At 65.4% G+C, this 25,362-nt stretch carries 30 protein-coding genes; 21 read left to right on the forward strand and 9 right to left on the reverse strand.

The genetic code is table 11. The features are described from left to right. Positions 1-94: 94 nt before the first annotated feature. From jaqu_RS10430 to jaqu_RS10485, 13 genes are all read left to right on the forward strand, one after another. Positions 95-541, forward strand: coding sequence for a hypothetical protein (locus jaqu_RS10430; protein WP_043918922.1), 447 nt, complete (start codon positions 95-97; stop codon positions 539-541). Positions 542-679: 138 nt separating this feature from the next. Then, entirely contained in the window at positions 680-2,158 is a 1,479-nt protein-coding gene (locus tag jaqu_RS10435; RefSeq protein ID WP_043918923.1) for a replicative DNA helicase, read from the forward strand. 300 nt (positions 2,159-2,458) lie between these two features. Continuing rightward, entirely contained in the window at positions 2,459-3,793 is a 1,335-nt protein-coding gene (locus jaqu_RS10440) for an MBL fold metallo-hydrolase (protein ID WP_043918924.1), read from the forward strand. A 32-nt stretch (positions 3,794-3,825) separates the two neighbouring features. Continuing rightward, positions 3,826-4,878, forward strand: coding sequence for an alanine racemase (gene alr / locus jaqu_RS10445; RefSeq protein ID WP_043918925.1), 1,053 nt, complete (start codon positions 3,826-3,828; stop codon positions 4,876-4,878). Between the two features lie 173 nt (positions 4,879-5,051). Next, a complete protein-coding gene (locus tag jaqu_RS10450) occupies positions 5,052-5,846 on the forward strand; it encodes a hypothetical protein (protein WP_043918926.1) in 795 nt (264 codons plus the stop codon). Between the two features lie 90 nt (positions 5,847-5,936). Then, the gene (gene radA, locus jaqu_RS10455; protein ID WP_043918956.1) at positions 5,937-7,301 is read left to right on the forward strand and encodes a DNA repair protein RadA; all 1,365 of its coding nucleotides are present in this window, start codon (positions 5,937-5,939) and stop codon (positions 7,299-7,301) included. Positions 7,302-7,323: 22 nt separating this feature from the next. Further along, positions 7,324-7,902 (forward strand): CvpA family protein, encoded by a 579-nt coding sequence (locus jaqu_RS10460; RefSeq protein ID WP_043918927.1) that lies wholly within the window; start codon positions 7,324-7,326, stop codon positions 7,900-7,902. Between the two features lie 123 nt (positions 7,903-8,025). Further along, the gene (purF, locus tag jaqu_RS10465; RefSeq protein WP_043918928.1) at positions 8,026-9,507 is read left to right on the forward strand and encodes an amidophosphoribosyltransferase; all 1,482 of its coding nucleotides are present in this window, start codon (positions 8,026-8,028) and stop codon (positions 9,505-9,507) included. A 157-nt stretch (positions 9,508-9,664) separates the two neighbouring features. Next, positions 9,665-10,951 carry a methyltransferase family protein gene (locus jaqu_RS10470; protein WP_052500911.1) on the forward strand — a complete coding sequence of 429 codons (1,287 nt, stop codon included), beginning with the start codon at positions 9,665-9,667 and terminating at the stop codon, positions 10,949-10,951. Positions 10,952-11,086: 135 nt separating this feature from the next. Continuing rightward, entirely contained in the window at positions 11,087-11,527 is a 441-nt protein-coding gene (locus tag jaqu_RS10475) for a GNAT family N-acetyltransferase (RefSeq protein WP_043918929.1), read from the forward strand. Then, the gene (locus tag jaqu_RS10480) at positions 11,524-12,876 is read left to right on the forward strand and encodes a DUF2927 domain-containing protein (RefSeq protein WP_043918930.1); all 1,353 of its coding nucleotides are present in this window, start codon (positions 11,524-11,526) and stop codon (positions 12,874-12,876) included. The genes jaqu_RS10475 and jaqu_RS10480 overlap by 4 nt, the downstream gene beginning before the upstream one ends. Before the next feature lie 22 nt (positions 12,877-12,898). Further along, positions 12,899-13,057, forward strand: coding sequence for a hypothetical protein (locus jaqu_RS21860; protein ID WP_169746091.1), 159 nt, complete (start codon positions 12,899-12,901; stop codon positions 13,055-13,057). Between the two features lie 2 nt (positions 13,058-13,059). Beyond that, positions 13,060-14,244, forward strand: coding sequence for a vWA domain-containing protein (locus tag jaqu_RS10485; protein WP_043918931.1), 1,185 nt, complete (start codon positions 13,060-13,062; stop codon positions 14,242-14,244). Here jaqu_RS10485 and jaqu_RS10490 read toward each other — a convergent pair. After that, the gene (locus jaqu_RS10490) at positions 14,241-14,759 is read right to left on the reverse strand and encodes a DUF421 domain-containing protein (RefSeq protein ID WP_089268433.1); all 519 of its coding nucleotides are present in this window, start codon (positions 14,757-14,759) and stop codon (positions 14,241-14,243) included. The genes jaqu_RS10485 and jaqu_RS10490 overlap by 4 nt on opposite strands. Before the next feature lie 59 nt (positions 14,760-14,818). Here jaqu_RS10490 and jaqu_RS10495 point away from each other — a divergent pair, with 59 nt between their 5' ends. The 3 genes from jaqu_RS10495 (at position 14,819) to jaqu_RS10505 (ending at position 17,265) form a co-directional block, all read left to right on the forward strand. Beyond that, complete coding sequence (locus jaqu_RS10495) at positions 14,819-15,520, forward strand: M48 family metallopeptidase (protein WP_043918932.1); 702 nt, start codon at positions 14,819-14,821, stop codon at positions 15,518-15,520. Between the two features lie 83 nt (positions 15,521-15,603). Further along, positions 15,604-16,467 carry a PfkB family carbohydrate kinase gene (locus tag jaqu_RS10500; RefSeq protein WP_043918933.1) on the forward strand — a complete coding sequence of 288 codons (864 nt, stop codon included), beginning with the start codon at positions 15,604-15,606 and terminating at the stop codon, positions 16,465-16,467. A gap of 87 nt (positions 16,468-16,554) precedes the next feature. Continuing rightward, positions 16,555-17,265, forward strand: a complete 711-nt coding sequence (locus jaqu_RS10505) for a DUF502 domain-containing protein (RefSeq protein WP_043918934.1) — start codon at positions 16,555-16,557, stop codon at positions 17,263-17,265. 5 nt (positions 17,266-17,270) lie between these two features. Here the strand turns inward: jaqu_RS10505 and jaqu_RS10510 are convergent, their stop codons facing one another. The 5 genes from jaqu_RS10510 to jaqu_RS10530 form a co-directional block, all read right to left on the reverse strand. After that, positions 17,271-17,519 (reverse strand): hypothetical protein, encoded by a 249-nt coding sequence (locus jaqu_RS10510; protein ID WP_043918935.1) that lies wholly within the window; start codon positions 17,517-17,519, stop codon positions 17,271-17,273. Between the two features lie 58 nt (positions 17,520-17,577). Continuing rightward, positions 17,578-18,186 (reverse strand): SCO family protein, encoded by a 609-nt coding sequence (locus jaqu_RS10515; protein ID WP_043918936.1) that lies wholly within the window; start codon positions 18,184-18,186, stop codon positions 17,578-17,580. After that, positions 18,186-18,740: a copper chaperone PCu(A)C gene (locus jaqu_RS10520; protein WP_084629718.1), complete on the reverse strand. Its 555-nt coding sequence runs from the start codon at positions 18,738-18,740 to the stop codon at positions 18,186-18,188. Before jaqu_RS10520 ends, jaqu_RS10515 begins: the two co-directional genes overlap by 1 nt. Positions 18,741-18,834: 94 nt before the next feature. After that, positions 18,835-19,638 (reverse strand): N-acyl homoserine lactonase family protein, encoded by an 804-nt coding sequence (locus jaqu_RS10525; RefSeq protein ID WP_043918937.1) that lies wholly within the window; start codon positions 19,636-19,638, stop codon positions 18,835-18,837. Continuing rightward, positions 19,635-19,925 carry a putative quinol monooxygenase gene (locus jaqu_RS10530; protein WP_043918938.1) on the reverse strand — a complete coding sequence of 97 codons (291 nt, stop codon included), beginning with the start codon at positions 19,923-19,925 and terminating at the stop codon, positions 19,635-19,637. Before jaqu_RS10530 ends, jaqu_RS10525 begins: the two co-directional genes overlap by 4 nt. A gap of 48 nt (positions 19,926-19,973) precedes the next feature. Here jaqu_RS10530 and jaqu_RS10535 point away from each other — a divergent pair, with 48 nt between their 5' ends. From jaqu_RS10535 to jaqu_RS10545, 3 genes are all read left to right on the forward strand, one after another. Next, positions 19,974-21,029, forward strand: a complete 1,056-nt coding sequence (locus jaqu_RS10535) for an isocitrate/isopropylmalate dehydrogenase family protein (protein ID WP_043918939.1) — start codon at positions 19,974-19,976, stop codon at positions 21,027-21,029. Continuing rightward, positions 21,026-22,018 (forward strand): Gfo/Idh/MocA family protein, encoded by a 993-nt coding sequence (locus jaqu_RS10540; RefSeq protein WP_043918940.1) that lies wholly within the window; start codon positions 21,026-21,028, stop codon positions 22,016-22,018. The genes jaqu_RS10535 and jaqu_RS10540 overlap by 4 nt, the downstream gene beginning before the upstream one ends. Before the next feature lie 82 nt (positions 22,019-22,100). Next, a complete protein-coding gene (locus jaqu_RS10545) occupies positions 22,101-22,427 on the forward strand; it encodes a hypothetical protein (protein ID WP_043918941.1) in 327 nt (108 codons plus the stop codon). 24 nt (positions 22,428-22,451) lie between these two features. On the opposite strand, the gene rpe is transcribed toward jaqu_RS10545, so the two are convergent. After that, positions 22,452-23,132, reverse strand: coding sequence for a ribulose-phosphate 3-epimerase (rpe, locus tag jaqu_RS10550; RefSeq protein WP_043918942.1), 681 nt, complete (start codon positions 23,130-23,132; stop codon positions 22,452-22,454). Positions 23,133-23,141: 9 nt separating this feature from the next. Further along, a complete protein-coding gene (locus jaqu_RS10555) occupies positions 23,142-23,717 on the reverse strand; it encodes a 5-formyltetrahydrofolate cyclo-ligase (RefSeq protein ID WP_236687832.1) in 576 nt (191 codons plus the stop codon). Here jaqu_RS10555 and jaqu_RS10560 point away from each other — a divergent pair. Continuing rightward, positions 23,707-24,306 carry a VOC family protein gene (locus jaqu_RS10560; RefSeq protein ID WP_043918944.1) on the forward strand — a complete coding sequence of 200 codons (600 nt, stop codon included), beginning with the start codon at positions 23,707-23,709 and terminating at the stop codon, positions 24,304-24,306. The genes jaqu_RS10555 and jaqu_RS10560 overlap by 11 nt on opposite strands. Further along, the gene (locus jaqu_RS10565; protein WP_043918945.1) at positions 24,303-24,698 is read left to right on the forward strand and encodes a metallopeptidase family protein; all 396 of its coding nucleotides are present in this window, start codon (positions 24,303-24,305) and stop codon (positions 24,696-24,698) included. Before jaqu_RS10560 ends, jaqu_RS10565 begins: the two co-directional genes overlap by 4 nt. A gap of 129 nt (positions 24,699-24,827) precedes the next feature. On the opposite strand, the gene jaqu_RS10570 is transcribed toward jaqu_RS10565, so the two are convergent. Continuing rightward, the gene (locus tag jaqu_RS10570; protein ID WP_043918946.1) at positions 24,828-25,337 is read right to left on the reverse strand and encodes a CarD family transcriptional regulator; all 510 of its coding nucleotides are present in this window, start codon (positions 25,335-25,337) and stop codon (positions 24,828-24,830) included. Between the last annotated feature and the right edge of the window lie 25 nt (positions 25,338-25,362).

Consider the following 25,362-nt stretch of genomic DNA (forward strand, 5'->3'; position numbering starts at 1 on the left):
GCTCGTTACCGACCTGTAACCTGCCGATGTCGCGTCCCGGTTGACGCGATGGCGCGAACTCGATTCCCTGAGGAAAATGGGATCGGAACCAGCCATGCGCATCCTCCTCGCCGTGCCGTTTCTCGCCGCCTGCGCGGCGCAAAACCCCGGACAGACGCCCGCGCGCGCCGAGCAGCAGCGGATGACGGAACTGGACAATGCCGCACTCTGGCAGATCCAGGCGAATACCGATGATCGGCTGGAATTGGCGCGGGCCGAGGCGGAACTCGGAAGCCGGGACGAACTCGTGGTCCAGGGCTCGTATCTCGGGCGGCGAACCCTGTCGGCTGCGGGACGGTCACGTTACAGACGGGGCCGAACGGATCCTGAGACCGACATCCTCGCCTGCGACGACTTCGTGACGAACGGGGCCGCCCAGGTCGAGTTTCTCGGCGCCGGCGGTCCGCGCGTGGATCAGCACGCCCTCGACCCCGATGGCGACGGGCTGGCCTGCAACTGGGTCGAGACGTTGCGGCAGGCGGCCGCGCGCGCGAGGGGCTAGGCCTCATTTTTTTCAGTCCGTTGCGCGGGGCCGCGCTGCGGATCAGAGGCTATCCACAGGCGGTTCACAGGTTGCTCCAGGTTGAGGTGACCGGCCGCAGCGCGTATCCCCATCGGAGGGGCAAGCGGGGGCAAGACGATGAACGAGGTCGCACGGTTGGAGACGTCGCAGCAGAACGCGCCCGAAGCGCAGCTGCCGCACAATATCGAGGCGGAACAACAGGTTCTGGGCGCCCTTCTGACGGATAATGATCTGTACGACAGGGTCGCCAGCGTGGTTCGGGCGGAACACTTCTATGATCCCGTCCATGCCCGCATCTACGAGACCTGTGCCGCCCGGATCCAGAAGAACGCGCTGGCTTCCCCGGTCACGCTGAAGCCGTTCTTCGAGGAAGACGAGGGGCTCAAATCCCTCGGCGGTCCGGCCTATCTGGTCAACCTCGCCGCATCGGCCGTGGCCGCCTATGCGGTGCGTGACTACGCCCAGATGATCTACGATCTGGCGATCCGCCGCACCCTGATAAGCTTGGGCCGGGACATCAGCGCCAAGGCCGCCGACGTGGACATCGCCTCGGAGCCCTCCGACCAGATCGTCGAGGCGGAATCGGCGCTCTACGCCCTGGCCGAGCAGGGCCGGAGCGAGAGCGGATTCCAGTCCTTCCTCTCGGCGGTCACGCAGGCGGTCGAGGTCGCCAACGCCGCCTACCAGCGCGAGGGCGGGCTGGCGGGCGTCTCGACCGGTCTGATCGACATGGACAAGAAGCTGGGCGGTCTGCACCGCTCGGACCTTCTGATCCTCGCGGGGCGGCCGTCGATGGGGAAGACGTCGCTGGCCACCAACGTCGCCTTCAACATCGCCAAGGCCTACAAACGGGGGACCACCCATGACGGGCGCGAAGGCGCCGTGGAGGGCGGTGTCGTCGGCTTCTATTCGCTCGAAATGTCGGCCGAGCAGCTTGCCGCGCGGATCCTGTCGGAAGCCGCCGAGGTGCCCAGCGAACAGATCCGCAAGGGCGACATGACCGAAGCCGAATTCCGCCGCTTCATCGAGGCGGCGAAGACGCTGGAAAGCTGCCCGCTCTATATCGACGACACGCCCGCCTTGCCCATCAGCCAGCTCGCCGCCCGCGCACGGCGGCTCAAGCGGACGCACGGGCTGGACGTGCTGATCGTGGACTATCTCCAACTGGTCCGCCCTGCGACCGCCAAGGACAGCCGGGTCAACGAGGTGTCCGAGATCACCCAGGGCCTGAAGGCCATCGCCAAGGAGCTGGATATCCCGGTCATCGCACTCTCGCAGCTCTCTCGCCAGGTGGAAAGCCGGGAGGACAAGCGCCCGCAGCTCAGCGACCTGCGCGAATCCGGCTCGATCGAGCAGGACGCGGACGTGGTGATGTTCGTCTATCGCGAGGAATACTACAAAGAGCGTGAGAAGCCGGGCGATCACCAGCTCGACAAGATGGCGGAATGGCAGCAGGCGATGGAAGCCGTCCACGGAAAGGCCGAGGTAATCATTGGCAAGCAGCGCCATGGTCCCATCGGCACGGTCGAGCTGTCCTTCGAGGGTCGGTTCACTCGTTTCGGAAACCTCGTGAAGCCCTGGCAGCAAGGCGACTGAAGATGCACCGCCATGTCCGACCGGCCGGCGCGTCGCGGCCCCACCTGCCCTTGGCGAAGAGGTGCCGCGGGATCGCCGCGGAGAGGTTCGGATGAGCGGCGGCTTGCGGGCCGTTCCGCGAGCGGCGACAATCGGCCGAGCGGGCGCGTCAGGACGCCGCATCCAGAGGGAGTGGAAGCCGCCACCACCATATGTTGGTCCGAAATGGCTCTTAGCCTGTCCGTGAGGCAGAGGCACCGACCGAAACGGCGCCCAAGATAGCAGAACGACGGAGCGCGAAATGCACCGCGAACGACCCCTATGAGCATTCCGACGATCGAGTTGGTGACCCACGCGTCCGTGCTCGTCCGGCAAGGGCAGACCGGATTGCTGACCGATCCCTGGTATTCCGGCCCGGCCTTCCACAACGGCTGGCGCCTGATGCACGAACCCTCGGAACAGCAGGTCGCGGACGTCCTGTCGCGCACAACGGATATCTGGATCAGCCACGAACATCCGGACCATTTCTCGCCGGCCTTCTTCAAGCGCTGGGGCGATACGATCCGGGATGCCGGAATCCACATCTGGTTCCAGAAGATCGCCGATCAGCGCGTGGCCCATTTCCTGCGGGCCCAGGGCTTCGAATTGACCGAGATGGCGCTCGGCCAGGCCCACCAGATCGGCGAATTAACCTGCGTTTGCCTGAAGGACGAGTTCTATGACTCCCTTCTCTCTATCCGCGGTGGCGGGCGGCACATCCTGAACGTCAACGATTGCAACATCGCCGACCGCCCCCGCGCCGAGGAGATAAAGCGCGCCGTGGGAACCTGCGACATCCTTCTGACCCAGTTCAGCTATGCCGCCTGGAAGGGCGGCCGGGAGAACCGGACCTGGCGCGAGGCCGCCGCCCGCGAGAAGCTGGAGAACGTCGCCGTCCAGGCAGATGTCCTGGAGCCGAAGATGGTGATCCCCTTCGCCAGCTTCGTCCGGTTCGCGCACAAGCGGAACAGCTACCTGAACGATGCCGCGAACACGCCCGCCGACGTCGTCGCCAGGTTCGAGAATGCGCCATTCGCGGTCCAGGTTCTTGCACCCGGGGACGTGACCGACGGGACGCCGGACCGCGCGGCTTCGGACGCGGCCGTCGCTTGGTGGGCCGCCAACGATGCCTCCGACAGGCCGTTGATGGGCTATGAAAGCGTCGATGAAACCGCGCTGCGCGATGCTTTCGACAATTGGATCACACGGATCCACCAAAAGAATTCCGTGCCGTCCATGACCGTTGCCGCGCGGCTCAGTCCGATCCGGGTCCTTCAGCCGGTGACGATCTTCCTCGATGACGTGAATCAGACCTGGCGCGTCGATCCGGTACGGGGGCGCCTAGAGCAGACATCCGACGAGCCGGATCTGATGATGCATTCCGCTTCGCTGCACTTTCTTTTCGCCAACTCCTTCGGCTTCGACACGCTCAGCGTGAACGGCACCTTCGAGGAGGCACGTGAGGGCGGGTTCTCGCGGGCGGCACGCAGTCTTGCCATCGAAAACCTGAACAATCTCGGCCTCAGCTTCGGGCCGGGCCTGTTGCTGGAGCGTCAAGTCATCGGAGCGTTCTTCGAACGGCTCTCGAAGGTAAGGCGACGCTTGCGAGGCGCTTGACGCCGCGCTGCGCGCGTCCCATCCCCTGCGCCATGCCGACCGGAGAGCTTTTCATCGACCTCGAAGCCGTCGCCGCGAATTGGCGGGCACTGGACACCATGTCCGCGGAGACGGTGGAAACGGCCGCCGTGGTCAAGGCGGACGGGTACGGTCTGGGTGCCGTGCCGGTCGCGCAGCGACTCGCGCAGGAAGGCGTGCGCGCCTTCTTCGTGGCGACCGCAGCCGAAGGCGTCGAGCTTCGGCGCGCCCTCGGCCCCGAGCCGCGCATCTACGTCTTCTACGGTCACATGCCGGGCGAAGCGGACACGCTGAAGCGCGCGGATCTCGTGCCGTTGATCTGCTCCATCCTGCAGCTGACGGCACATCTGGAGACGCTCCCCCGACATCCGTTCGGGCTGCAGCTCGATACGGGGATGAACCGGCTGGGCCTCAAGCCCGCGGAATGGGACGCCGTGCGCGAAATCGTCCTTGCGGCCGAGCCGGTTTTGATCACCTCGCATCTGGCCAGCGCCGACACGCCCGAGGATCCGCAGAGCGCAGACCAACTCGCCCGCTTCCGCGAGATGACCGAAGGAGTGGAGGTTCCGTTAAGCCTCGCGGCGACCGGCGGCACGTTGCTGGGGAACGAGTACCATTTCGACATGGTGCGCCCGGGGATCGGTCTGTACGGCGGGTTGCCCTTCGCGGCGGCCGAGCCGGTGGTCGCGCTGGATCTGCCGGTGATCTCCTGTTTCGACGTCGCCGCCGGTGAGACGGTGGGCTACAACGCGACGTGGCGCGCCGGTGCGGACACGCGGATCGCGACGATCGCCGGCGGCTACGCGGATGGTCTCCACCGGGCCCTTCAACCGGCCATGGAGGTCATGGCCGGACCGGTGCCGTGCCCCGTGGTCGGACGTGTGTCGATGGACCTGCTGACGGTGGATATCGGCCATCTCGACGGCGATCCGAGCACCTTGTCCGTGCTCGGCCCGCATCATGGGATCGACGCGCTTGCACGCACCGGCGGGACGATTGGTTACGAGATCCTGACCTCGCTTGGTCGTCGCTATCGGCGAAACTATCGGGGCATGGTAGCGGGATAATACCGCATCCAGTTGATTTTCCGCCTTAACTTTCAGGCGGGATTCCTGAACTTCCGGTCAACATTTCGGGAACCGCACACGAAAAAGTTGCGTTCTTCAGTCAATTGTCTGGTATGCTTGGGTAATCGAGCAGCCAACGACCCGCCACCAAGCCGCAACGGGGATTGGCCAAGATGTACGAAACGCCGCGCAACGTCGCGATCGCCACCAGTCTGCTTCAGCAGGTCTGCTCCTTTATTCTGGCGCTCGCCGCCCTCACGATGGTCGTGCTGACCGGGGCGGCGGTGTTCGGGGCCATCGCTTGGCCCGACCTTCCGCTGGCGCTGGGTGGGCAGGACGTCGTGCAAGCGGGCATGTGGGCTCAGATCGCCCTGACCGTCCTTCTTCTGGTGCTCGTCGGGTTTCTGCCATCGAATGCCCGCGTCCGCCGGCTGGAGCTCACGAACCGGGACTTCCACATCTCGATGGAAGACGTGGCGAGAGCTTACGACTACGTCCACCGCGCCGACCGCGAGGGCGCGTTTCAGCTCAGCCGGGAATTCGACGCGATGCGCGACCGGATCGAGTGGATGCGCCAGCATCCCGAACTCGGCCATCTGGAACACGACGTCCTGCAACTCGCCGCACAGATGAGCACCGAGAGCCGTGAATTGGCCGAGGTCTATTCGGACGAAAAAGTCGACCGCGCCCGCAGCTTCCTCCGGCAACGCCAGCAGGAAGTCGAGGATTACCGTCAGCGAATCTCGATGGCTCAGGCCACCGTCCAGGAATTGAAGCGCTGGATGCAGGCCGTCTCGGTCGAGGAAGGGCTTGCGGAAAAGCAGCTCGAGCGGCTTCAGAAGGATCTTGCCGATATCACCGACGCCATGAAGCTGACCGGGCATTCCGAGCGGGACAAGGTCGTCGGCCTTGAGCGTCGCCGCAAGGTTGGCGGTGGCGCGAACACGGACGCCGTCCCGGCCGAGTGATCGTGTTAGGGCGGTTGCGCCGCCCGGCAGGCCCTAGATTTCCGCCGATCTACTCTTGCCACCGACATGCGCGCGGATCAAAACGGGAACATGGCCAAACCCGTTACGCAATTCGCCTGCACCGAATGCGGTACCATCCACAAGAAGTGGACAGGCCGTTGCGACGGATGCGGCGCGTGGAACACGATCCAGGAAGAGGTGCCGCTATCCGCCGGGCCCTCCAAGCAGTCTTTGGGCACGGCCAAGGGGCGCCGCGTCGCGCTGACCGATCTCGCCACGCAAGAGGCTCCTCCGCCCCGCACGCTCTCGGGCATCGCGGAATTCGATCGCGTCCTCGGCGGCGGTCTGGTGCCCGCATCGGCGACGCTGGTGGGCGGCGATCCCGGCATCGGCAAGTCGACCCTTCTGCTTCAGGCGGCCGCCAGCTTCGCGCGCGCCGGCCGCAGCACGGTCTATATCTCCGGCGAGGAAGCGACCGCTCAGGTGCGCATGCGTGCGCAGCGACTTGGATTGGCGGACAGCGCCGTTCGCCTGGCCGCCGAGACCAACCTGCGCGACATCCTGACCACGCTCGAGGCGGAACGGCCGGACCTTTGCATCGTCGACTCGGTGCAGACGATGTGGGTCGATACGGTGGACAGCGCGCCGGGTTCCGTCGCACAGGTTCGCGCCTGCGCCCATGAACTGACGCGCTTCGCCAAGCGGTTCGGGACGGCCGTCATCCTGGTCGGCCATGTCACCAAGGAGGGGCAGATCGCCGGCCCCCGCGTGGTGGAGCATATGGTCGACACCGTCCTCTACTTCGAGGGCGAGCGCGGCCATCAGTTCCGCATTCTTCGCGCCGTCAAGAACCGCTTCGGTCCGGCCGACGAGATCGGCGTCTTCGAGATGACCGGCGCAGGTCTGTCCGAAGTCGCGAACCCCTCGGCGCTGTTTCTCGGCGACAGGGAGCGTCCGGCGCCGGGATCCGTCGTCTTCGCCGGGATCGAAGGGACACGCCCGCTGCTGGTCGAGATCCAGGCGCTGGTGGCGCCGTCGCAGCTCGCCCAGCCCCGACGCGCCGTCGTTGGCTGGGACGGAGCGCGCCTGTCGATGATCCTTGCCGTCCTGGAGGCACGGTCCGGGATTACCTTCGCGGGGCTCGACGTTTACCTGAACGTTGCCGGTGGCATTCGCGTGCAGGAACCGGCTGCGGATCTCGCCGTGGCCTGCGCGCTGCTCTCCGCGCGCGAGGATCAGGGCATCCCGCCCGACACGGTCGTCTTCGGCGAGCTCTCGCTGTCGGGCGCGCTGCGTCCCGTCAGCCAAGCCGAAAACCGGTTGAAAGAGGCAGCGAAACTTGGTTTCACCGCCGCCATGGCGCCCGAAGGGTGCAAGACAGGGGATGGGGTGATCAGCCTCAGGACGCTGCCGGACGTGGCCACGCTTGTGGGTGAGGTGTTCGGAGCCGGATAACCCCGCAGGCCGAGGGACGGGCATGGACGGCTTCACCTATGTCGACGCGGGCGTCGCCGCGATCATCATCGTATCGGCGATCCTCGCCTATTCGCGCGGCCTCGTCCGCGAGACGATGGCCATAGTCGGGTGGATCGCCGCGGCGCTGCTGGCCTTCACCTTCGCCGGCGCGGCCGAACCGATCGTCTCCGAGGGGGTCAGCCTGATCCCCCGGCTTGGCGAAAGCCTCGTTCAATCCTGCGAGTTGTCGATCCTGTTGTCCTTCGCCGCGGTCTTTGTCCTGGCCCTCGTCGTTTTCAGTTTCTTCACGCCCCTCCTGTCGTCGGCCGTCCGCAATTCGGCGCTTGGACCGATCGACCGCGGACTGGGCTTTTTGTTCGGCACGTTGCGCGGCCTGCTCCTCGTTGCGGTCGGCTTCATCGTCTACGACCGGGTGACGGTCAGCTCCGGCATTCCGGAGGTGGAGCAGAGCCGGTCGGCGGCGGCGTTCTCGCGCGCGCAGGCCTCCTTGGAGCAGCAGATCCCCGAAGACGCGCCGGGCTGGATCCTTGTCCGCTACGAAGCGCTCGTCGGAGAATGCATCGGACCGACCTCGCTCTGACGTCTCGTCGGCGCCGTCAGGAGCGCCCGGGCCAAATCGTCTCACGCTTCGTGACAGCCGGGTGACATGACCCGCGCGGGCGCTTAGATGGACCTCGTTGCCCGATTCCCATGGATCTGCCCCATGACCGACGCATCCGTCCGGCCCGAAGACTGGCACGCCCACCCGTTCGACGACGACAAGCTGCGTGAGGAATGCGGCGTCTTCGGCGTGGTCGGAGCGGGCGAAGCCGCCCCGCTAGTGGCGCTCGGCCTTCACGCTCTTCAGCATCGCGGCCAGGAAGCGGGTGGGATCGTGGTTCACGACCCCCAGGCCGGGTTCAACTCTGTCCGGCGCTTCGGATATGTCAGGGATACCTTCACCAGCCAGGACGTCATGGACCGGTTGCCCGGCGGCGTCGGCATCGGCCATGTCCGCTATTCCACCACGGGGTCGAAAGGTCAGACCGCGATCCGCGACGTGCAGCCCTTCTTCGGCGAGTTCGCCATGGGTGGCGCGGCGGTCGCGCATAATGGCAACATCACGAATGCCGACGCCTTGCGGAAGGATCTCATCGGCCGGGGGTCGATCTTTCAGTCTTCGAGCGACAGCGAGTGCATCATCCATCTGATGGCGCGATCCATGGGCCCCAACATTCCGGAGCGGATGAAGGATGCCCTGCGCCGGGTCGAGGGCGCGTTCAGCATCGTCGCCATGACCCGAACCAAGCTGATCGGCTGCCGGGACCCATTGGGGGTCCGACCGCTCGTGCTCGGGCGCATCGGGGACGGCTATGCGCTTGCATCGGAGACCTGCGCGCTCGACATCATCGGCGCCGAATTCCTGCGTGAGATCGAGCCGGGAGAGATGGTCGTGATCACGGAGGCCGGCGAGATCGCGTCCCATCGCCCGTTCGAGCAGCGCCGTCCCCGGTTCTGCATCTTCGAGCATGTCTATTTCAGCCGCCCCGACAGCATCCTGGGCGGCCGGTCCGTCTACGAAACCCGCGAGGCCATCGGCAAGGAACTGGCCAAGGAGGCCCCCGTCGAGGCCGATCTGGTCTGCCCGGTCCCCGATTCCGGCACGCCGGCGGCCATCGGATACTCGCTGCAATCGGGCATCCCCTACGGCATGGGGATCATCCGCAACCAGTATGTTGGCCGCACCTTCATCGAACCGACCGAGCAGATCCGGAACATGGGTGTCCGTCTGAAGCTGAACGTCAATCGTGCGCTGATCCGCGGCAAGCGGGTCGTGTTGGTGGATGACAGCGTCGTGCGGGGCACGACCAGCCGCAAGATCAAGGAAATGATCCTCGATGCCGGCGCGGAGGAGGTTCATTTCCGGATCGCCTCTCCGCCCACCGCGTGGCCATGCTTCTACGGCGTCGACACGCCCCAGCGCGAAAAGCTGCTCGCCGCGACCATGTCCGCGGACGAGATGCGCGAGCATCTGGGCGTGGACAGCCTCAAGTTCATCACGCTCGATGGCCTCTACCGTGCGGTGGGGGAAGCCCGGGGCCGCGACCCTAACGCGCCGCAATATTGCGATGCATGCTTCTCGGGCGCCTACCCGGTCGCGCCCTCAGATCAGATCGCCAAGGGCTTCGAAGTCGCGGCGGAGTGATGTCCTGCAGGATGTGTCACTGTCGTCGAAATCTGCCCGTCGCTTGACGACGGGTCGCGACACGACGGCCGCAGATGCAAGCTTAAGTCCGCGTTAACTCATATTTCGGCCCCAATTGTCCGCCCTATGGGAACCACTTCCAGTTCGGAGAGTGGGAATGTCCGAAATGCCCCCAAAATCTGCGGTGAGCATCGGATCGGGACTGACTGGGTTCGCCGTGATGATTGGAACGGTCACCTGGGCCATCCTGCAGGGCTGGGAGATCGTGCCAACGATCTTTCTCGTGATGGGCGCGACTGCGCTTGCCTCCGCGATGTGGGACGTGTTCGTCGACAAGGTCCATCTCCGCGCGAGTACGGGCATGGATTATTCTGCGCCCCGTCCATTCGCGGATATCAAGCCGATCGTGATCACCAAGCTAATCGGTTTGGCTGTGACGTTCGGCCTTGTGATCGGCGCCTACACGGTCCTGAGAAGCTACAGATCGGACACTTTCACCTCTTACTTCGCGATCTTGGCCCTTGTCGGGCCGATCCTCATGCTCGCCAGCCCTTTCTACGTCCTCCTCACGACCCGATACATGGTGGAACCAAAGGACAAGCTGTGGGAATTCGGTCGCTTCGTCACCGGCCCGCGCGAAGACGTGGATCTTGAAGCGGTCAAGGATCATCTTCTGGGCTGGACCATAAAGGCCTTCTTCCTCGCGTTTCTTGCGGCAGTCATCCCTTACGCGTTCAAGCTCGTCATGCTGTTCGACTTCGCTTCGATCGCGTCTGATCCGGTCATGGTCTTCGTTTTCCTGATGGGCATGTTCTTCCTCGCGGATGCCGTTTTCGGAACGTTCGGTTATGCGCTGACACTCCGGCCGCTGGACAGCCATATCCGGTCGGCGAACCCATATCTGGCCGGATGGGTCGCCGCGCTGGTCTGCTACCCGCCTTTCGCGCTGATGCTCGATGGCGGCCCTCTGGACTACCGGATCGAGAGCGCGGACTGGCAACACTGGTTCGAAGGGATGCCCGTCCTGCTGGGCATCTGGGGCGCGATCCTGACAATGCTGGTGCTCGTCTACGGATGGGCGACCGTCATCTTCGGGATCCGTTTCTCCAATCTCACGAACCGCGGCATCATCACCACGGGTCCCTACCGCTACTTCAAGCACCCCGCCTACCTGTCGAAGGTCATCTACTGGTGGCTCGTCTCGATGCCGTTCTTCACGGTTTCCCCGGACCCGCTCGACGCGGTGCGGAACTGCGCCCTGCTCGGGATCGTCAGCGGCATCTACTACATCCGCGCCAAGACCGAGGAAAAGCACCTGATGGCCGATCCCGATTACCGCGCCTATTCGGACTGGATCGCCGTGCATGGCGTCTTGCCGAGATTGCGCCGCCGGCTGGCGAGAGCGGTTCGCCCCGGCGCGGTCGAGAGCGAGGGGACCGGGTAACCCACCGGATCGGCCGGAAAAATGTGGCTGGCTGAGTCCCCCGCGCCCCACCCTGCCCCAATCCTGCCCAATTCCGTCCCTAGCCTCCCACTAAGCATCCGGACCAACCGGAGCATCGGGCAGAGGCGTCCGCAGATGAACCAGTTTCAGCTTCGGGCCGTCATGCCCGGGGACAAGCATCAATGGGCCGCGCTTTGGCGCGACTACTTGGCCTTCTACCGGACCGAAAAACCGTCCGACGTCTACGACGCCGCATTCGCACAACTGATGTCCGGTGGAAGCGATACGTTTTCCGGTCTCCTCGCATGGCTGGAGGGAACGGCTGTCGGCTTGGTCCATTGGGTCGTCCATCCGCATCTGTGGCGGCCCGAGGGGATCGTTTACCTGCAAGACCTCTACGTCGCGCCAGCCGCCCGGGGAACGGGAGTTGGACGCGCATTGATCGAGGCGGTCTATGCGGATGCCGACGCGCGGGGCGTGCCCGACGTCTATTGGCTGACCCAGGACGACAATCCGGCTCGTGCGCTCTACGACCGCGTGGCGACCCGCACGAATTTCGTGAAGTACCAGCGATGATCCGGTCGCTTGCCCTCGTCGCGACGCTCTTGGCCTCCTGCGTTCCGACGGCACCGATCACGCGCGGCGCGGTGATCTCGAACCTCCCTGCACCACGAGGCTTCGAAGGGGCGCCGGCCCCCTCGCCGGCCTATCCGAACGCGCAGGCGGCGCGGGATTTCATGGATCTCAGCTTCGCCCTCGAAACCGGGCGGAAACTGCCACTCTTCACACGGTTCGAAGGCCCGGTGACGATCGCCATCGAGAAGGTGGACGGGGCCGAACCGCCCGCGACGCTCGAGCCCGATCTCGATGCGCTGATCGTGCGCCTGCGCAAGGAAGCCAAGATCGACATCCGCCGCTCGACCGGCGGCGAGACGCCATCCATCCTCGTCTCCGCCCTGCCACGCGCGAAGCTACAACGCTTCGTGCCCGGCGCGGCGTGCTTCGTCGTGCCGCGTGTGACGGGCTGGCGCGACTATCTGGCCAAGCGGCTCACCCCGGACCTCGACTGGGCCACCTTGAAGACCCGCAAGCGGGCCAGCGTGTTCCTGCCAACGGATGTCTCACCCCAGGAGATCCGCGATTGCCTCCACGAGGAGGTGGCGCAGGCGCTCGGACCTCTCAACGATCTCTACCGGCTCGAGCATTCCGTCTTCAACGACGACAACGTGCATGTGGTCCTGACCGACCGTGACATGACCATCCTGCGGGCGACATACGATCCGGCGCTGAAATCGGGGATGACGCCGGCCCAGGTCGCGGAACGTCTTCCGTCGATCCTCCACCGCGGCAATCCTCGCGGGCGGTTGCCGGATGGCGGCGCCCGTCCCCCGTCCTCCCCCGAATGGGTCCTCGCCCTCAGAGGGGCGCTAACGCCGCGAGGAACGCCCCGCAATCGGCTCGCATCCGCGCGCGAAGCCGTGCGCGTGGCGGATGCCGAAGGATGGAAGGACGAACGTCTGGCCTTCTCCCTGCTGGCGCTCGGCCGCGCGGCCCTGTCGGTGGATGGACAAGCCGCCATCGCCGCGTTCTTCGATGCGGGCGCGACCTATCGGTCGTTGCAGGGCGAAGGTGTGCATTCGGCCCAGGTCGACCTGCAACTGGCCGCTTTCGCGCTGTCCTCCGGAGAGGCCGCAAGCGCGCTGCGTCTCGCGGACCGGGCCATCCCTGCCGCGGCGGACGCGCAGAACGCCATTCTGCTCTCGACGCTCCTGCTGATCCGGGCCGAGGCACTGAAAGCTCTCGGCAAGCCGGAGACCGCCAAGGCGGTCCACACCGAGGGGCTGGCCTTCGGCAGGTATGCGTGGGGGGATCGCGTGTTGAGCCTTCGCGTGCGCGAGGTTGCGGCTCTGGCGCCGGGAGCCTAAGTCGCGGCTCATGATCATTCCCATGGCCACCGCTGTCATCGGCGCGCTGCTCGGCGCGTTCACCGCCCGAAGACGTAAAGGCGTCGCCGCCGACGTGGCGCAATGGGCCATCGTCTGGGGCATCATCGGTGGATTGCTCGGGATGGTCATTCTGATCTTCATCAGCCGCCAGATAGGCTAGCGATGTTCCTGCGCTTCTTCGGCGCCCTGCGCGCGGCGGACGTGCCGGTCACGCTGCGCGAGCATCTCACCTTTCTCGAAGCGCTGGCCAAGGGCGTCGTGATCTACGACGTCGACGCGTTCTACCACCTCGCCCGCGCCGCGCTGGTCAAGGACGAGCGGCATCTCGACCGCTTCGACCGCGCATTCGGCGCCATCTTCTCCGGCCTCGAGGATGTCACGACCGAGCAGGTCCTCGAGGCACTCGACCTGCCCGAGGACTGGCTGCGACGAGAGGCGGAGAAACACCTAACGCCGGAAGAGATGGCGGAGATCGAGGCCGCGGGCGGGTTCGACGAGTTGATGAAACGCCTTCGGGACCGTTTGGCCGAACAGCAGGGCCGCCATCAGGGCGGCAACAAATGGATCGGAACGGCAGGGACGTCGCCCTTCGGCGCATACGGCTACAATCCCGAGGGCATACGGATCGGGCAAGACAGATCGCGCCACAAGCGAGCGGTGAAAGTCTGGGACAAGAGAGAGTTCCGCGATCTCGACGACACGCGCGAACTGGGTACGCGCACCATAAAGGTCGCGCTCCGCCGTCTGCGCGCCTGGGCCAGAGAGGGGGCCGCCGAAGAGCTGGACCTCGACCGGACGGTCCGATCCTCCGCGAAGGCCGGCTTCATCGACGTCAAGACCCGGCCCGAGCGCCGCAACGCGGTCAAGGTCCTTCTCTTCCTGGATGTCGGCGGGTCGATGGACCCCCATGTGCAGATCGTCGAGGAGCTGTTCTCCGCCGCGCGCGCCGAGTTTCGTACGCTGGAGCATTTCTACTTCCACAATTGCCTCTACGAGGGCGTCTGGCGCGACAACCGCCGCCGTTGGAACGAGGTGACGCCGACGATGGACCTCTTGCATACCTATGCAAGCGACTATCGCTGCATCTTCGTGGGCGATGCGTCGATGTCCCCCTACGAGGTTGCGGTGCCCGGCGGGGCGAACGAGCACTGGAACCAGGAAGCAGGCGAGACGTGGCTGCGGCGTGTCCGCGCCCAATGGCCGAAATCGCTCTGGATCAACCCGGTCCCGCGCCAGCACTGGGACTACACTCAATCCATCGGCATGATCCGGGAAATCTTCGAGGACCGTATGGTGCCGATGACGCTGGAGGGGCTGTCCGAGGGAATGCGGACGCTGTCGCGTTAGCCAGTCTGCGGGGCGGCAGCCTGTCCGGCCTCATCGACACCCTCCAGGAGCGCCGGATCGAGCCGTTCGCCATGCAGGACGCTCACATCCCCGGTCGTCTCGAGGACGACCGCCCGAACCTCGTCCAGATGCAGGACGTTCGCCTCGCGCAGCTTGGCGCGCAGGTCAGCCTCGGTCACGCGTGCGCGCTTCAGGGCATCTCTGAGGATCTCGCCGTCGCTCATCAACAGGATCGGGGTGTTGTCGGACAACGCCTCGACGGCGCACGCCCGCGCCCTTGCCAATCCGAAGGTCCACTGCACCGCGAATAGCGCAGCCATTGCCGCGATCCCCTGCCACAGGCTGACCCCGGGATTGACCACGGTCGCGGCCAGGACCGATCCGAACGAGACCGTGACGGCGAAATCGTAGCTCGACATCTTGGAGAAGGCGCGCAAGCCGGCCAGTCGGACGAAACCGACCATGACCGGTATCAGCACGGCCGCATCCACGAGATATGTCAACGGGTCGGGCACCTCACCCTACGCCTCGATGTCGCGTTTGTTCCGCCGTCCGCCTTTCCTATATTCCAGGAATGATCAAACTCATGCCTATCCTGCTCGTCATCGGCTACGGTCTGGTGATGTGGGCTTTCTCGGTCTGGCGCCTGAAAGGCGAGCTGGATCGTCGCTCTACCCCCCTCGCCGATCCCGAACTGGAACGCGCCTTCGCACCCATGGCTCGTGCGCTCGATCTGGACCGCATCAAGGTCCACATTCACGAGGTGGACCCGGTCAACGGCATGGCCGCGCCGGATGGCAGGATCTTCTTGACGCGCGGCTTCTATCGCAAGTTCAAGGCGGGCGAAGTCACGGCCGAGGAACTGGCTTCGGTCGTCGCGCACGAGTTGGGACATGTGGCCCTTGGACATGCCAAGCGGCGCCTGATCGACTTTTCCGGGCAGAACGCGATCAGGGTCGTCCTCGCCGGCGTGCTTGGGCGGTTCCTGCCCGGGATCGGGCCTTGGGTGGCCACGATGCTGGCGTCGCTCGTGGCTGCCCGGCTGTCGCGGCAGGACGAGTTCGAGGCGGACGCCTATGCCTCCGCGCTGCTGACCCGTTCGGGTATCGGAACGGCGCCTCAGAAGGCGCTGTTCGCCAAATTGGACCGGATGATGGGCATGGCGGGTCGGGGAGCGCCGGCCTGGTTCATGTCGCACCCGCCCGCGGAGAAGCGCATCGCCGCGATCGAGGCGCTCGAGTCCAAGTGGGGGACAGGAGGACTCCCGGCCCGCTAGGACGGGGACCCGTTCGAGGCTGCGCGCAAGGACGACGGGCCGGGCCTCTCGACCACGGCGCCCCGGGTCGGTAACCCATCCCCATGAAGCCCGACCTTCTCTGTATCGGTTCCGTCCTCTGGGACATCATCGGCCGCTCCAACGCCCATATGTCAGCGGGCTCCGACGTCCCGGGACGGATCACGCGCATTCCGGGCGGGGTCGCTTTGAATGTCGCGATGGCCGCCCGTGCCTACGGAATGACCCCTGCACTTCTGTCCGTTGTCGGCCGTGATCCGGAGGGCGACGAACTGGTGGCGGCGGTCGGTCGCCTCGGCATCGTGACGGATCTGCTGCACCGTTCCGACGACCTGCCGACGGATCGCTACATGGCGGTCGAAGGCGGGAACGGCCTGATCGCCGCCATCGCCGATGCGCATTCGCTGGAGGCGGCTGGCGACAAGATCCTTACTCCGCTGGATGGGCTGGACTGGCGCGGACCGATCGTGCTGGACGGCAATCTGACGCTGGACCTGCTCGCCGTCATCGCGACCGACCCGCGTTTTGCGTCTGCCGATCTCCGCGTGGCCCCGGCATCGCCGGGCAAGGCGGAGCGACTCCAGCCGTTTCTCGAGCACCGGGCCGCCACGCTCTATGTCAATCTGGAGGAAGCGGGCATCCTGCTGCATGGCTCCCAGACGGATGCCGGCGAAGCGGCGGAAGCTTTGCTCGCACGCGGCTTGCACCGTGTCATCGTCACGGACGGCCCCCGACTGGCGGCTTGCGCTGATCCGAATGGATGCATCAGGCGGACGCCGCCGGAAGTGATGGTCACCCGCGTCACCGGCGCCGGCGACACGTTCATGGCCGCTCATATCGCGGCGGAGCTTCAGGGTGCGGACAGCGAAGACGCCCTGCGCCGGGCCTGCGACGCAGCGGCCACCTACGTGTCGAGCGATACATACTGAACCACGGGTCGTCATCGGGATGGCACGGCGCCTTGTTCCTGCCGCGCCTGCCCCCTATCCCTGTTACGACGCAAGCACCGGATCATCATGCAACTCGGCGATACCCCTCCGCCCCGCCCCCCGCGTGCGGGGATCCTGACCCGGCTGAGGAACAACTTCCTCACGGGTCTGATCGTGATCGCACCGATCGGCCTGACGCTGTGGCTGATCTGGTCGGTGATCGGGTGGATCGACGGGTTCGTGCTGCCCTTCGTGCCGAGGCGGTTCAACCCGGATGTCTGGCTGAACGAGAATATCGACTTCCCGATCGACATCCGCGGCATCGGCGTCGGCATCTTCTTGGTCTTCACCGTGATCGTAGGGTGGCTCGCCAAGGGGTTCATCGGTCGCGCGCTGCTCAGATCGGCCGAACGGTTGGTTTCGACCATGCCTGTCGTGCGGTCGGTCTATGCCGGCATCAAGCAGATCGCGGAGACGATCCTCGCTCAGGACAGCCAGAGCTTCGAGCAGGCCTGCCTGGTCGAGTATCCGCGCCGGGGGATCTGGGCCGTGGCGTTCGTCTCGACCGCCGCTAAAGGCGAGGTCGCGGCGAAGTCGGACAAGCCGATGCTATCGCTCTTCCTGCCAACGACGCCCAACCCGACATCGGGCTTCCTCCTGTTCGCTCCGGAGGAAGATGTCGTCATGCTCGACATGACGGTCGAGGAAGCGGCCAAGCTCGTCATCTCGGCCGGGCTGGTCTACCCCAATGGCCCGGATCAACTTCCGGACCTCAAGGGCGAGGCAGAGAGCCGCTGAGCGGTTCAGCCGCGGCTTTCTCCGTCATGGATATGCGGCAGGCGGCTACGGAGATCCTCGGGCAGCGTGTCGACGTCGACGATCACCTTCCCGTCATGCGCTGACTTGATGTGCTTTGGCTCCAGCCGCATCTCGCCGTAGCCCTCGAACATGACGAGCAGGTGGTCCGGGTGGACGACCCGCACCGCGCCGACGCCGCGTTCGCCTTCGCGGACGAAGATCTCGTCCTCCGCTCGGATTTCGGACAATGCCATGGCGTGCCTCCTTCGGGTGTTCCTTCAAGGATGACACGATCGGGGGCGAGGGCAAGCGTCAGGCGTCCAGAGCGGCCCTTATCTTCGCCTTTGCGATGTCCGGATCCTCTCCGAACGATATGAGGTCCACAAGCCGGCCCTCGGAGTCGAGTACGAAGACCGAAGCATAATGATCCATCGTGTAGTCGCCGCCGCCCACGGGTTGCTTCTGCCAATAGACTTTCCATGACCGAGCCATCTCCCACACCTTTTCGGGCTCGCCCGTGATGCCGAGGATGCGGTCGGACTGGGGGGCCAGATAGTCGCGGAGGAACTCGGGCGTATCCCGCTCCGGATCGATGGTCACGAAGAAGGCGCCCATCTCTTCCGACGAAAGATCGAGATCGGCGAGCCAAGTCTCGATATCGTAGACGGTCGTCGGGCAGATCTCAGGGCAATGGGTGAAGCCGAAGAAGAGCAGGCTCGGTCGACCCTCGAACGCAGCCTCGGTGATCGTCTCACCGTTCTGGTCGACAAGTTCGAATGGCGCGCCCAGATCGACAGCCGCCGCCCGGTCGGCCATCGGCAGGCTGCGCTGCTCGACGACTTCCCGCAGGACGAACCCAGTGCCGAGCGCGAGGATGGCCACAGCAAGGCCACCGACAATCGTGAGCCAGCGCGTCGCCATCAGTTTCCGTGCCCGGAAGAATCTCCACCGTGAGTCATTCCGCCTTCGCCGTGACTCATTCCGGGTTCTCCGAAAATCTCACGGATCGCGCCGAGGTCCGCGACGGGCATCGTCAGCGTGACCTCGCCCGCTTCCTCGAAACTGAGCGTGACCTCATGCTCGGCGCCGACTTCCAGAGGCGTCTGGAGATCCATGAGCATGATGTGCAGGCCGCCGGGCATCAAACTGACGGATTCGCCTGCGGGAATGACGATACCGCCCTCCACCTCGCGCATCCGCATGACATCACCGTCCATGGCCATTTCGTGCAGTTGAACCATTCCGGCAACGCCGCCGGCGATGGAGGCGGAAATCAGCGTGTCGTCCGTATCGCCGCGGTTTTCGATCACCACGTAGCCAGCACCGGCCGGGGCGGCGGGGGGCGTCGCCCGCAAGACAGGCTGGGACAGATGCAGGTTCCCCACCGTCGCCATGTCGGCCTTCGAGACATCGTGGCTTTCGGCCATGGCAGGGGCTGCAAGCAACCCGATGGCGAAGGTCAACGGACGGATCATTCTCTGCTCCTGCTGCGGTCCGCGACGTAGGTGGCATTCCACCCGCCTACGCACAAGAGCGACCAGACGCCGCAACCTTCCCGCGCTGGAAGGTTTACCTATGATCGGGCAGATCGCCGGTCGGTCCCCGGTCCAGGCGCCAGGCCTCCGCAGTCCCTTCGACCCGGGGGAAAAGCCGCCGCACAAGCGGATCATGCCCTGGGACGATCAGTTCCGGCCGGCTGGCAAGACGGCGCAGCTTACCGAATCCATCCAGCATCTCGGCCACGTCGGCCACGATGGGGAATGGTTTCTCCGCGAGGTAGTTCTCGTAGAAGTGGGTCGCGTCCGAGGCCAAGACCAACCATCCCGCTTCGGTTCGTACCCGAACCGCCTGCAGACCCCTGGAATGGCCTCCGATCCGATGGACGGTCACGCCGTCGGCGATCTGGGCGTCGCCGTCATGGAATACGACCTGCCCGGAATAGAGCCGGCGCACGGCTTCGCAGACGTGGTCTGCGGTGAACGGCATCCGAAGAGTGTCGTGACACATGCAGGGCCCGGTGGCATAGGCCATCTCTGCGGCCTGAAGGTGGATGCGGGCGTTGGGAAACAGATGCAGACCGCCTGCGTGATCGTAATGCAGATGCGTGCAGATCAGCGTGTCGATCCCCTCGGGCGTCAGGCCGAAAGGGGCCAGCGCGTTCTGTGGTGGCAGAAGGATCGGACGGCCCCGTCGTGCCGCCTCCGCATCGTCGTAGCCGGTATCGACCAGGATCGTCTCGTCGCCCCGGCGCAGCAGCCACATGAAATAGTCGATGTCGTGGGGCGCGGCATGGTCGTCGTCGAAGATGAAGCTGTCGGCACGGGTCCGACCGGACCGCTCGCCATAGCGCAGGGCGAAGACTTCCCAGGTCATCCCTCTACCCGCGCCCAGGTCGAGACCGCTTTCGATGCGATCATCGGCGCAACAGCGGCATCGAACAGCTTGTAATGCGGCATCTGCCGATGCGCGTCGAATGCTGCGGCATCGGCATAGAGTTCATAGAGGAACACGTCATCGGGCCGCGCCGGGTCGGTCAGCACGTCGAAGCGATGACAGCCCGGCTCGTCGCGCAACGAGGCCCGGGCGTTCTCCATCATTGCCGGCAGGACGTCGGGCGCCCGGCCGGGATGGACGGTGATCGTGACGGTGACGGCGAACATGGCTTCCCTCCCTCTGCTTCCACGTGCATCAAGCCCGGGGAGGAGCCCATGTCCAACACCTATCGCATCGCCGTCTTCCACGGAGATGGCATCGGGCCCGAAATCATGGCGCCGACGCTGAAGCTGTTGCGAGGCTTGAACCACGATTTCGCCTTCACGGACTGTGCCGCAGGGGCGGCCGCCTATCTGGATCAGGGGACGGATCTCCCCGATGCCTCCCTGGAAGCGGCCCGTGCGGCAGATGCGATCCTTCTGAGTGCCCTTGGGGATCCGGCCGTCCGCTTTCCGGATGGCACCGAAATGACCCCGCAGATCGACATACGCATCGCGCTGGACCTCTATGCCGGCGTGCGGCCGGTTCGGGTCGTGCCGGGAATGCGAACCCCGCTGGCGACGGACCAGCCCATCGACTTCGTGCTCATCCGCGAGTCGACCGAGGGGCTGTTCCACACGCAGGGAAAGGGTCTGGTCGAGCGGGACCATGCCGAAGAGACGCTCCGCCTCACCCGACGGACAACCGAGAAGGTCTGCCGCTTCGCGTTCGACCTCGCGCAGACACGCAAGGCCGCGGGCCACATGGGCCGGGTGACGAGCGTAGACAAGGCGAACGTCTTCCGCGCCTTCGCCTTCTGGCGCGAGATCTTCGACGGGGTGGCCGCGGACTACCCCGATCTATCGGCGGACCACGCCTATGTGGACGCGATGGCGCTCTGGATGGTCACGCGGCCGGAGGCGTGGGATGTCATGGTGACGGAGAACATGTTCGGCGACATCCTCTCGGATCTGGGCGCTGGGCTGATGGGTGGGCTCGGCATGGCTCCGTCGGCAGATATCGGCGACGATCACGCGCTGTTCCAACCCTGCCACGGCAGCGCGCCGGACATTGCCGGCAAGGGCATCGCGAACCCCTTCGCGATGATCCTGTCGGCGGGCATGATGCTGGATTGGCTGGGCCTGAGGCACGGCGACGATGCCCTGATCCGGGACGCGGTCCGCGTGCAGGCTGCGGTGGATGCCTGCCTCGCCGCCGGAGAGGTAACAGGCGATCTGGGCGGATCCCTGTCCTGCGCCGAGGCAGGGGCGGCCGTGATGGCGCGGCTGTGACGCTGCGCGTGGGCCTGCTGGGCCTCGGCTACTTCGCGCAATTCCATCAGGAAGCCTGGGGCCGGATCGACGGCGCGGACTTGGTGGCGAGCGCGGATGCGGATCCGGGCAAGCAAGCCGATCATCGGAGTCTCGCCGGGTTGCTGGGCGAGCGGCTGGATATCGTCGACATCGCGACACCGCCCCACACGCATGCCGATGCGATCCGCGCGGCTCTCCGCGCCCGGCCCCGGGCTGTTATCTGCCAGAAACCCTTCTGCATCTCACTGGAAGACGCAACGGCCGTCACCGACGAGGCCGAAGCGACAGATGTCGCATTGATCGTTCACGAGAACTTCCGCTTCCAGCCCTGGTTTCGCGCGTTGAAATCCGCCCTCCCGCGTCTGGGCCGGATCATGCAGATCACGTTCCGCCTGCGCCCCGGCGATGGCCGGGGACCGGACGCCTATCTGGCGCGCCAACCCTATTTCCGGGCGATGCCGCGTTTCCTGATCCATGAAACGGGGATCCATTACCTCGACGTCTTTCGGTACCTCCTGGGTGACCCTGACGGGATCTACGCCGATTTGCGCCGCCTGAACCCTTCGATCCGAGGAGAAGATGCGGGGCTGGTCGTTCTCGACTACGGATCGGGCGCGCGCGCCGTCCTGGATGGCAACCGGCTCGCCGACCACCCGTCGGACGATACTCGCCGCACATTCGGAGAACTTCTGGCCGAAGGCGAGGATGGCACGATCGAGTTGACCGGCGACGGGGCGCTGACCTTCCGACAGCATGGCTCGCAGACCCGCGAAACACTTCTCGCCGCTGCGACTTGGCTGGGTTTCGCGGGCGACAGCGTCCATGCCTTCCAGACCCACGTCGTCGCTGCGCTCACGCGCGGAGGGGTCCTGGAGACGACCGCGCGGGATTACCTCGCAACGATGCGCCTGGTCGAACTGGCCTATGCATCCGCCGAAGCGAAAGCGCGACTTCCCGTCGAGCATTAGACCTCAAAAAACGTGACCGGAGTTTCACGATTATTGAACCAATGCGCGTCATCCCCCGTCCAATCCGTGATTGGAGGAATGCATGCAGGGCGAGGATCTGGTCGATGAAGTGATCGAGCGGCTTCACGCCCGCCCCGATGGATTTCGTACCATCGTTCGTGACATGGCGGCTGCTCACCCTGATTGCCCGGCTCGCGCATTCCAGGCCGCCCTAATCGGTGCCGCAGAGGCCATCGAGAGCCAGATCCGCAAGGCCGGTGTGCCGACGGATGAAGCGCGCGCGGCCCGACGCCTCGCGCTTCTGCTGGGCCGGCACATCGAGCGATTGCAAGACGGAAAGAACAGCCCGACCCTTCGACAGCTTGCCGCCGATTGGCGGGACGGGGACGACGTTTTCCTGCGCCCCTAGTCGGCCCGACCTATGATGCTGAGATCAGGCGCAGGCCTCACGGATCGCGCGCATCGCATCGCCATAGCCCTCGGGCGCATCGACGCTTCCTTTTCCGAAGACCGCAGAGCCCGCCACCAAGACGTCCGCCCCGGCCTCGGCGACCAGAGGCGCGGTAGACGGGTCGATCCCGCCGTCCACCTGGATGTGGATCGGCCTGTCTCCGACCATATCGCGCAGCTTGCGGATCTTCGGCACCACGGTCTGGATGAATTTCTGCCCGCCGAAGCCCGGATTGACGCTCATGGGCAGCAGAAGATCCACCTCGTCGAGAAGATCCGCGACCGCCTCTGCCGGCGTGCCCGGGTTCAGCGCCACCCCCGCCTTGCAACCAGCTGCCCGGATCGCCTGAAGCGTCCGGTGCACATGCGGCCCTGCCTCTACATGCGCGGTGATGAAATCGGCACCCGCTTGGGCAAACGCCTCGATATACGGATCGACCGGCGCGATCATCAGATGGACGTCCATCACCTTTCGGATGTGCGGCCGTAGCGCGGCACAGATCGCCGGCCCGAAGCTGATATTCGGCACATAGTGGCCGTCCATGACGTCCAGATGCATCCAGTCGGCGCCCTGCGCCTCGGCGGCTTCGCATTCGGCGCCGAGCGCGGCGAAGTCTGCGGCGAGGATGGATGGGGCGATCTTGAGGGAACGGTCGAAGGTCATGGCCCGGCCCTACTCCGTTCCGGGACGGCGGTGAACCCCGGATTCGGTCACCACGTAATCGAGCGCCCGGTCGTTCGCCTCTCGCGGGACCTGCACAAGGCGCTGTGCCTCGACCGCCAAGCCGATGGTCCGAGCGTTCGCGAGCCCGGCGAGCGTCCGGTCGTAGAAGCCGCCTCCGTATCCCAGGCGATTGCATCCGGCGTCGAACGCGACCAGCGGGACGATCAGGATGTCCGGAACCCGCCACCCACCCTCGGTCGGGATCTCGACACCGAAGGCCCCTTCCTCCGTCGGGCAGCCGGGCCACCATTCGCGGAAGCGGAGGGGCGCGCCCTCGGCGGTCACGACGGGAACGCAGATCGTGTTGTCCCTCCAGAGCGCACGCATGGCTGTCAGCGGACTGACCTCGCTGCCCTTCGGCATGTACCCCGCGATCACCACTCCCCTCGTCTCTCGAAGCTGAGCCCAGAGCCGGGTCGCGGCGGAAGCCCGCGCTTCCCGCGTCGCTGCCTTCCGGGCGTCGAGGGACTGCTTGCGCGCTTGCCGCTTGAGGTCGGTGAAGCTATCCGGCGTCATGGCATCCATAGATCATCTCGTCGTGACCGCCGCCAGCGCAGATGAAGGCGCGGACCATATCTCGAATGCCATCGGCATCCGTCCGGAGATCGTGGGACGCCATGCGGCCATGGGAACCTGGAACCGTCTCATGGGCCTCGGCGGGCCGTATCTGGAGGCGATCACGATCGACCCGGATGGCACCGCACCAAACCGTCCGCGCTGGTATGCGCTCGACGATCGAACGGGCCCGGCCGCGCTTACGAACTGGGCTTTGCGCGTGCCGGACCTGGAGGCGGCGGTTGCGCATGTGCCCGACGCGGGAACGATCCTCGACTTCGCGCGTGACGACCTGCATTGGCGGATGGCGGTGCCCGACGATGGGCATCTCCCGTTTCACGGCTGCTTCCCGGCCCTGATCCAGTGGCTCACACCGCCGCCCGTGTTCCCGGACAGCGGTTGCCACCTGGAACATCTCGTCATCGCGCACCCGGAGCCCGGCACATTGGCTCACGCTCTGCACGCGTTGACGGACGATCCGGCCATCGAGATCGTCGCGGGAACGCCGGGTTTGAGGGCGCGGATCGCGACGCCCACGGGATTGCACGACCTGACATGAGCGACGCCGTCGCGCCAGATGGGGACACCCTGCTCGCGCTGGCCGAAGAAACGCGTGCCTCGCTGCCGGAGGCGTTCGGACCAGCAGCGGCAGAGGTCCTCATCTCCGTCGAGGATTGGCCGTCGGAAGACATGCTGGACGAGCTTCAGATCGGCGACCCTTACGATCTGACCGGCCTTTACGAAGGCACGCCTCTGACGGAGCGGAGCGTGGACTTTCCCGACCCGCCCTCACGGATCACGCTGTTCCGTCGTCCGATCCTCGACGAATGGTCGGATCGGGGAGATGTGACGCTCCGCGCGCTGGTGTCGCACGTCACGATCCACGAATTCGCTCACCATTTCGGGTGGAGCGACGATGACATCGCCACCATCGACCGTTGGTGGGAATAGACGTAAGAGTTTCCCGGGAATACGGCGGTAGAGCCGATCGCTTCCGACACGGTCGGCCCCTCACTACCCCGGAAACGCCGCTGCGCCCGCTTCCGGTGTGCCGGACCGCTCTCACGGTCCGGGAAACGATCAGGCCGCGCGAGCCGTCAGGATCTCGTCGACGGCCTTCAGGGCGCCGTCCTCATCCATGCCCTGCACGGCAGCAAGTTCACGGGTCAGCCGGTCGAGCGCCGCCTCGTAGAGCTGACGCTCGGAGTACGATTGCTCCCGCTGCTCGTCGTTGCGGTGAAGGTCTCGCACCACTTCGGCGATGGCGATCAGGTCACCCGAATTGATCTTGGCTTCATATTCCTGCGCCCGACGGGACCACATGGCCTTCTTGACCTTCGCCTTGCCCTTCAGCGTCGTCATCGCCTTGGTGACGATTTCGGGCGAAGAGAGGGAGCGCATCCCCACATCGCTGGCCTTGTTCGTCGGAACGGACAGCTTCATCTTGTCCTTGGTGAACTGGACGACGAAGACTTCCAGCTCGAAACCCGCCACTTCCTGCTTTTCGATCGAGACGATCTGACCCACGCCGTGCGCAGGATAGACAACGAAGTCATTGGGGCGGAACTCGGGCTTCTTCGACATGGGCATCCTCTCGATGTCTCTTGGCACGGGC

The organism is Jannaschia aquimarina (assembly GCF_000877395.1).
Lineage (GTDB): Bacteria > Pseudomonadota > Alphaproteobacteria > Rhodobacterales > Rhodobacteraceae > Jannaschia > Jannaschia aquimarina.